The following is an 8,160-nucleotide window of genomic DNA, read 5'->3' on the forward strand; positions in this document are numbered from 1 at the left end:
CATCAGCCAGTCGAAGTAGGGCCGCTGCGAAGGCAGCTGCAGCTGAATCGCCTGAGTCACCGGCCACAGCCACAGATGGCGTGGATCGAACTGTGGATGGAAGCAGTCCAGCGCCAGGTAGAACGCGTTGCGAGTGCCGATACGGCCGCTGTGCACGCCTTCCCAGGCAATACGCGCCGGCACGTTGGCGGCGACACCACCATCGGCGAACAAGGCGACCGCATGTTCCTCGCGCAGCCGCGTCAGCACGGCATCGCTGATCGCATCGCGGCGCCTCGGCTCGTACTGCAGCACGGCGGGAATCGCGGCCGAAAGACCAACGGCATCGATCACTCTTAGCCCGCGCGTCGACGGATCACGACCGAGCACGATCGGTTTGACAACCCGTGGATTGAAGAAGGTGCCGATCAGCAGCATCCGCTCGGTGACCAGCCGCGACAACGACTTGTTGCGCACCTGCGCGGTGAGCAGCTCGCGCATCGTCGCCGGCATGTGGTCGTAGACGCTGGTGCGCATGCCGGCGATCACAGCTTCGTAGGGAATCTCCAGATCCTTGAGCCGCAGCGGCGAGCCGTCCGGATGGCGCATCGCCGTCTCCATGCCGCTGAGATGCAGGCGCATCAGGCCGGGCAGCGTGTGGGTGGCGCCGATGTGGGGACGGGCGAAGATGTGCCGCGTCTGCAAACCCTTGGCCCAGGCCATCAGCGCTTCGATGTCGAGTTGCCGGGCGCGGCTCAGGAAGGCGCCGATCAGCGCGCCGATCGAGGCCCCGACGATGTAATCGGACGAGGTCTGCTCGGCTCTCAAGCGTGCGGCTGCGCCGATGTAGACATAGCCGGCACCGCCGCCGCCGCCCATGATCGTGACCAGCGCCTTGCGGCCGACTTCGGCATCCAGCTCGGCCTCGTTGAAGCTGCCTTCATGGCGACGCAGCAGCTGCCGCCGTGCTGAGACCAGACTCGGATACAGCGCGCGGAGCACGGTATTGGCACCTGCCAGACGCCGCTCCGGATCGCGCTCATGGCTCAGCGGCTTGTTCAGATCCTGCAGCACTCTTTCGCGCAGCGGCGCGATCAGGTCCTGCGCCAGTTCCACGTCTTCGCGGCGCGCATTGCCATCGACGCCACCGGGAGCGAAGACATGCAGCCGCGCGAAACTCAGCAGGTAACGCAGCTGCTTGTACTCGCGCGAAACCAGGAACGAGGGCTTGGCGAGCACGGCGCGGACCAGCGACATTTCCATGCGCTGCAGGATCAGCAACTGCTTGTGCGTCGGTGCGGTCATCGAGCAATCGTCTAGATTGAGGCTTACAGCGATAGCGGAACGACGAGGGCCGCGGCCGACTCCGGCCAGTGCCGAAACGGCCGCACGGCACCGTTCTCGCGCACCTCAGCAACCTTCGACGGATCGATCTCGGCATACAGCCATTGCGGCTCGTTCAGCGGCCCGAGGGCGATCACGCCGTCATCGGGAAAGCCGCGATCCGGCGGGCCATAGACGCCGGCGCTGCCGATATTGACGTCGACGGCTGGCGACCACGCGGCCTCACCGACGATCGGTGACTGGATCACGTAGCACTGGTTTTCCAGCGCGCGCGCCTGCGCGCCGACCTTGACCCGGTAGTAGCCGGCCAGGGTATCGGTGCAGCTCGGCACCAGGATGATTTCGGCGCCGGCTTCGCAGGCGGCGCGCGCCAGCAGCGGGAATTCGGAGTCGTAGCAGATGTTGACGGCGATCCTGCCGAGCGCGGTATCGAACAGCTTCAGCGGCGGCTCGCTCCAGATGTTCCATTGCTCTCGCTCGAAGCGGGTCATTACCGCCTTGTCCTGATACTCGGCGCGGCCATCCGGCGCGCAGAACCAGGCGCGGTTGACCGTGCGGCCATCGGCCAGGGTCCAGGGATAGCTGCCGGCGAGGATGTAGACCTGATGCGCTTGCGCGAGCCGCCGGTGCAGCGTCAGCCAAGCCTCGCGATGCGCCTGCATCGCGGCGATCTGGCCGTGCAGATCGGAGCGCGTCGCGGCATCGAGATGAGCGATCGACATCGAGCCGTACTCGGGGAACACCAGCAGCTTCGCGCCACGGGCGACGGCGTTGCCCACCCATTGCGCGACCAACGCGTCGACCTCGTTCCAGGTGTTCGGCGAGAACACCGGGAACTGCGCGGCGGCGACAGTGAAGGCGCGCGTACTCATGGCAGGCGGCGCAGCCAGAAAGTCATCGGCTTCGCGGTCGATTCAGTCTCTCCAATGTCCGGCCACGAAAATGTGGTGACGATCTCCGGCGCCTTCACATAGCCGCGCTTGCCCCAGAAGCGATCGTTCGGCACATAGCCGGCCGGCTTCAACGGATGATCGTCCGAACGCTGCACCGAGCAGAACGCGCAGACCTGCAGGCCCAGTTCGGCGGCATGCGCTTCACGCAGTTCGAAGAACTTCACGCCGAGGCCGTGACCGCGGTACTCGGGTAGCAGCACCGATTCTCTGAAGTAGTCGATCGTCTCGATCGCGTGGCCGCCGGCAATGAACGGCGCCTGCGCTTCAGCACCGGCGTCGGCGAGCGGCAGCACGGTGGACGCGCCGATGCAGCGCTCGCCATCCCAGACCAGGATCGCCAGGCTGCGCGGGCACTGCACGTACAGATCGAGGTAATGCGCCTCGTAGTCGCGCGAGCCTTCGTACAGGTACGGAAAGGCGCGGAACACGGCGATGCGCACGGCGGCGAGCGCGTCGATCTTCGAGGCGATCTCGCTGCCGCGGAGTTGTTCGATTCTGAGTTCTGACACTGCAATCTCCGCTTACCCTCTCCCTCCGGGAGAGGGTGGCCGAAGGCCGGGTGAGGGACGCACTTTCAGCGAGCGCCGCACCTCGATGTCGTCGAAGCCGTCTATGGCGAGACAGTAGCTTCTTGATTCGAGGATCGGCCCCGGATCGCATGCGATCCGCCATGGCCGGGCGTTCGGCGTCGCAGCGACCAGTGATCGCTAAGCGCGACCCCTCACCTGCGTCAACCAGTCATTCAGGTTGTAGTAGTTGGTCACTCGCGCGACCTTGCCATCGCGAATATCGAAGAACGCGCCGGCGGGCAGGGTGTAGGTCTGGCCGTTCGCTTCCGGCAGGCCTTCGTCGGTGTTCAGGTACTTGCCGAGCACCAGGAATTCCACCGCCGCGCGACTGCCGTCCTCATTGACGTTGATGACGATGTCGGCGATCTGTTCCGAGTACGAGCGGTTCATCTTGTCCATGAACGCATTGAAAGCGTCCTTGCCGATTTCGCGGCCGCCCTGGTTGACGTCATGAATGATGTCGTCGGTCAGCAGGCCCAGGAAGGTCGGCCAGTCGCAGCGGTTGAAGGCGCCGTAGTAACGGCTAAGCAGCTCACGGGTGTTTTCCACGGACATCGTCGGATTCCTCTTTCAGGGACTGGAGCGCGCCCGGGCCAGCTCAGGCGCGCAGGAAATCGCCGGACTTGCCGCCGGTCTTCTTCAGCAGCAGCACATCGCGGATGCGCAGATTGGTGCCGGCGTGCGGTTTCAGCATGTCGTACAGACACAGGCTGGCGATGCTCGCGGCGGTCAGCGCTTCCATCTCGATGCCGGTGCGAGCGTGGGTCGCGACCTCGACCAGCACGGTCACCGTGGTCTCGGTGAACGCGTACGTCAGGTCCAGTCGCTCGACCGGAATCGGATGGCACAGCGGCAGCAACTCCCAAGTGCGCTTCGCCGCGAGGATGCCGGCCGCGCGCGAGATCTCCAGCGCATCACCCTTGTCGAGCGTCTTCTCGCGCAAACGGATCAGCACATCGGCCGGCACATCGACCACGGCTTGCGCCACGGCTACGCGCAGGGTCACTTCCTTGGGGCTTACATCCCTCATCGGGCTCTCATTGGGTTCGCAGTTGTTGATTCAGAGTGATTCGACCGGCTTGATCGGCACGCCTTCGAGAAAGCGCACGGCACCGTCGACGTAGTGTTCTTCCTTCCAGATCGGTACCGCCTGCTTGATCGTGTCGATCGTCCAGCGGCAGGCCTCGAAGGCTTCAGCGCGATGACCGCCGCGGATCACGACGATGACGCTGACCTCACCGATCGCGAGTACACCGACCGCGTGCGCAACCAGTACATGAACCTTGAAGCGCGCTTCCGCTGCTGCCTCGATCTCGCGCAGCCGCGCTTCGGCGAGGCCGCGATGCGCGTGGTAGGTCATGCCGCTGACCGCATTGCCGAGATGCTCGTTGCGCACCGTGCCGGCAAACACTGCGAGTGCCCCGGCATCGGCAGGCTGAGCTTCGACGAGCCAGTCGGCAAGGTTCAGGGCGCCGTCGCGGAGGCGGGGCAGGGACTTGATGGCGCTCATCGTTCAGCCCGCGGAGACCGGCGGAATCAGCGCGATGACGTCGCCGTCGAACAGCGGTGCTGTCGGTGAAGTGATCGCATCGCCGCTGGCAATGGCAACGCTGTCGCGGCGAGCGGAGAAATCGGGATAACGCTCGGCAAGTGCATCAAGTGCATCGTTGCCTGTAGCGCCGGCCGCGAGATCAAGTGTTATCGCATCGGCCCCGCACCAGCGCGCACTCGCGCCACAGCACTCAATGGTCACGCGCATCGCTCAGCCGCCTAAAGAATTCATCGCAATCGGCCGATCCGAATACCCGGGATTGGCCGCATAGCCGGCATCCTTGTTCCAGACCGTCGCGCGAATGAGTTTGGACAGCGCGGCATCGTCGGCGCCGTTACGCATCGGGTCGCGCAGGCTGATGCCGTTCTTCGAGAACAGGCAGGGATAGAGCGAGCCGTCGGCGGTGATCCGCAGGCGGTCGCAGCTGGCGCAGAACGGATTGGAGACGGTGGCGATGATCCCGATCTCGTTGCCGTCGTTCAGCTCGTAATAGGCCGCCGGATCGTTCGAGCGCGGCAGCGCGTTGACGGCGAACTCGGCGCGCAGATGGTCGAGGATGTCGGCTTGCGGCACCACGCGATCCCGCGTCCATTCGCCGCGACCGTCGAGGGGCATGAATTCGATGTAGCGCAGCGGCAGCTTTTCCTGCGCGGCGTAGCGGGCCAGCGGCAGGATCTCGCCTTCGTTGATGCCGCGGATGATCACCGCGTTGAGCTTCACCGGGATGCCGGCGTCGCGGGCGGCGACGATGCCGGCCAGCACCGGCTTGATCGAACGTCCGCCGGACAGCTTGGCGAAGATCGTCGGGTCCATCGCATCGAGGCTGATGTTCAGGTCGTCGACACCGGCGGCCTTCAGCGCCGGCGCGCGCTTTTCCAGCAGCGCGGCGTTGGTGGTCAGGCTGATGCGTTCCAGGCCGAATGGCCGCAGCGCCTGCGCGTCTTCGATGATGCCTTCGAGGTCGCGGCGCAGCAGCGGTTCGCCACCGGTCAGACGCAGCCGGTTCACGCCGAGTTCGCCGACGAACAGCATCAGGATGCGGGAGAGTTCGACACGGCTGAGGCGATCGGCCCGGTCCATGAACTCGGGGCGTTCCGGCATGCAGTACGGGCAGCGGAAATTGCAGCGGTCAGTCAGCGAAATCCGCAGCTTGCGTTTGATGCGGCCGAACCGATCCTGGATCGGCAGCGGGGCCGTAGCGGTCGGGCGGGAGAGCTGCGTCATGCGCCATTGTACGACTTGAACCCCGTCGCATGGCGCTGGCTTTTTATGCTGTTTTCAGCCGGTTAGGCAGCGTTGCCGCGGCGACGCAGAAACACCGGCTCTGCATGATCGGCCGCTTGCTGGTAAGGCACGCTGAATTCGTGGACCGCGGCGAGACAGGCGGCCGGGTCCTGGCCATCGCGCAGCTCGAAGCTGTTGAAGCCGCAGCGAAGCAAAAACTGGAACTGGTCGCGGACCACGGCCTTGCCGGTGGCGCGCAGTTCGCCCTTGAACTGGAAGCGTTCGGCGAGCAGACGGGCCTGCGAGTAGGCGCGGCCGTCCGGGAAGCTCGGGAAGTCCAGTTCGATCAGCGGCCGCTCGGCGATCTCCGGCAGCACCGTGGCGACGTCGACGGTGTTCGGCAGCTTGATACCGATGCTCAGACCTGAGGCGAGCAGCGCCTCTCGCTCGGCCAGCCAGCGCGCATGGCTGACGATGAGCTTGCCCGATGTTGGCAGTGGCGCGTCATCGGCGAGCGAGACGTAGTCATCGGCTTCGATGCGCAGATTGCGGATCAAGGTACTCACGCTTCAGCCTCGACCTTGGCATACAGCCGCGTCTTGAACGGCACCATGCCGACCCGGCGATAGCAGGCGAGGAAGGATTCGTCCTCGCTCATCCGCACGTCGAGATAGGTTTCGATCAGGTTCTGCACGGCGTTGGCGATGTCGGCACGCGACACGCTCGGGCCGGTGCGATCGCCGAGGCTGGCGTCGTTGCTCGATGAGCCACCGAGGGTGATCTGGTACCACTCCTCGCCTTTTTTATCGACGCCGAGAATGCCGATGTGGCCGACGCTGTGATGGCCGCAGCCATTCATGCAGCCGGACATGTTCAGCTTCATCTCGCCGATGTCGTGCTGATCGTCGAGGTTCTCGAAGCGTTCGAAGATTTCCTCGGCGACGGCGATCGAGCTGGCGTTGCTCAAGGAGCAGAAATCGAGACCCGGGCAGCAGATCACGTCGGTCAACAGACCAATGTTCGGCGTTGCCAGACCGATGCCGGCCAGCGCCTGCCACAGCGGATAGAGATCCTTCTGCTGCACATCGGCGAACACCAGGTTCTGCGTGTGCGTGACTCGCACTTCGCCGAACGAGTAGCGATCGGCGAGATCGGCCACGGCATCGAGCTGGGCGGCGTCGATATCACCGGGGGCCACGCCCTTGGCCTTCAGCGAGGCGAACACGGCCGAGTAGCCGGGCACGCGATGCGCCTTCAGATTGCGGCGGGTCCAGGCGGCAAAGCTGCCGTTCGCTGCCAGTTGCTGCGCGTAGCTGGTGTCGTTCGCGGCATCAGCGGCATAGGCCGGTGAGCTGAAGTGCTTCTTGACCCGGTCGAGATCGGCCTGGGTCAGCTTCAGGTAGGAATCCTTGATCTGCGCCCATTCGGCTTCGACCATCTCGGCAAACTTCGCCGGGCCGGTTTCCTTGACCAGGATCTTGATCCGCGCCTTGTAGATGTTGTCGCGACGGCCGAGGCGGTTGTAGACGCGCAGCACCGCTTCGCAATAGCTGAGCAGATCGGCTTCGGGCAGGAAGTCGCGAATCTTCACGCCGATGATCGGCGTACGGCCCAGGCCACCGCCGACATAGATCGTATAGCCGAGTTCGCCGGCTTCGTTACGGATGATGTGCACGCCGATGTCGTGCACGCGGGTTGCGGCGCGATCGGTCGTCGAACTGCTCATCGCGATCTTGAACTTGCGCGGCAGCCAGTTGAATTCGGGATGCAAGGTCGCCCACTGACGGGCGATCTCGCAGTACGGACGCGGATCGACCAGTTCGTCGGCAGCCACGCCGGCCAGATGATCCGAGGTGACATTGCGGATGCAGTTACCGCTGGTCTGGATCGCGTGCATCTGCACGGTGGCCAGATCGGCCAGGATGTCCGGTACCGATTCCAGCGTCGGCCAGTTGAACTGCAGGTTCTGGCGCGTCGTCAGATGGCCGTAGCCCTTGTCGTACGTGCGGGCAATATGGCCGAGCATGCGCAGCTGCTTCGAAGCGAGCAGGCCATACGGGATGGCGATCCTCAGCATCGGCGCGAAACGCTGCACGTACAGCCCGTTGCGCAGGCGCAACATGCGGTATTCGTCGTCGGGGAGTTCGCCGGCGAGGAAGCGCCGGGTCTGGTCGCGAAACTGCGCGACTCGTTCATCGACCAGTTTCTGGTCGTATTCGTCGTATTGATACATTGGCCTTACCGCTGGCAGACCCGCACGCGTTGGCGGGTGCGCACTTTACGCGGCGCGCCAAGGAATATCCTAATAACTTTCCTGATTGGCCCGCGTCTGCCCGGCTCGGCACCCGCTGATGATCCGTCATCGTTCCGCCATTTATGCCTGATACGGTCCGCGATCTTTTTTTGGCCGAGATGAAAACGATGAGCCGGCGTATTCACCGAGCAGTGATGCTGTCCTTGGTCATGGCGCTCGGCGCGTGCACGGCCCCGCTGCCGAACATCGATACCGCCAGCGGCTTCGCGGGCGGCCAGACGGCGC

At 64.5% G+C, this 8,160-nt stretch carries 10 protein-coding genes; all 10 read right to left on the reverse strand.

Features of this window, described 5'->3' with window-relative positions; genetic code table 11:
• Positions 1-1,284: patatin-like phospholipase family protein (locus QZY06_RS09460; protein ID WP_295683340.1), on the reverse strand; the 1,284-nt coding region annotated here is incomplete at its 3' end.
• A 23-nt stretch (positions 1,285-1,307) separates the two neighbouring features.
• A complete protein-coding gene (locus tag QZY06_RS09465; protein WP_295683343.1) occupies positions 1,308-2,195 on the reverse strand; it encodes a carbon-nitrogen hydrolase family protein in 888 nt (295 codons plus the stop codon).
• Positions 2,192-2,785: a GNAT family N-acetyltransferase gene (locus QZY06_RS09470; protein WP_295683346.1), complete on the reverse strand. Its 594-nt coding sequence runs from the start codon at positions 2,783-2,785 to the stop codon at positions 2,192-2,194. The genes QZY06_RS09465 and QZY06_RS09470 overlap by 4 nt, the downstream gene beginning before the upstream one ends.
• A gap of 198 nt (positions 2,786-2,983) precedes the next feature.
• Complete coding sequence (locus QZY06_RS09475) at positions 2,984-3,400, reverse strand: ketosteroid isomerase-related protein (RefSeq protein ID WP_295683348.1); 417 nt, start codon at positions 3,398-3,400, stop codon at positions 2,984-2,986.
• 43 nt (positions 3,401-3,443) lie between these two features.
• Positions 3,444-3,875: a cyclic pyranopterin monophosphate synthase MoaC gene (gene moaC, locus QZY06_RS09480; RefSeq protein ID WP_295683351.1), complete on the reverse strand. Its 432-nt coding sequence runs from the start codon at positions 3,873-3,875 to the stop codon at positions 3,444-3,446.
• 30 nt (positions 3,876-3,905) lie between these two features.
• Complete coding sequence (locus tag QZY06_RS09485; RefSeq protein ID WP_295683354.1) at positions 3,906-4,355, reverse strand: molybdenum cofactor biosynthesis protein MoaE; 450 nt, start codon at positions 4,353-4,355, stop codon at positions 3,906-3,908.
• 3 nt (positions 4,356-4,358) lie between these two features.
• A complete protein-coding gene (locus tag QZY06_RS09490; RefSeq protein ID WP_295683356.1) occupies positions 4,359-4,604 on the reverse strand; it encodes a MoaD/ThiS family protein in 246 nt (81 codons plus the stop codon).
• A gap of 3 nt (positions 4,605-4,607) precedes the next feature.
• Complete coding sequence (gene moaA / locus QZY06_RS09495) at positions 4,608-5,621, reverse strand: GTP 3',8-cyclase MoaA (protein ID WP_295683359.1); 1,014 nt, start codon at positions 5,619-5,621, stop codon at positions 4,608-4,610.
• Positions 5,622-5,683: 62 nt separating this feature from the next.
• Entirely contained in the window at positions 5,684-6,187 is a 504-nt protein-coding gene (locus QZY06_RS09500) for a DUF934 domain-containing protein (RefSeq protein WP_295683361.1), read from the reverse strand.
• The gene (locus QZY06_RS09505; protein ID WP_295683364.1) at positions 6,184-7,854 is read right to left on the reverse strand and encodes a nitrite/sulfite reductase; all 1,671 of its coding nucleotides are present in this window, start codon (positions 7,852-7,854) and stop codon (positions 6,184-6,186) included. The genes QZY06_RS09500 and QZY06_RS09505 overlap by 4 nt, the downstream gene beginning before the upstream one ends.
• Positions 7,855-8,160: the final 306 nt, after the last annotated feature.

It is taken from the genome of uncultured Nevskia sp. (assembly GCF_903885465.1).
Taxonomy (GTDB): Bacteria; Pseudomonadota; Gammaproteobacteria; order Nevskiales; family Nevskiaceae; genus Nevskia.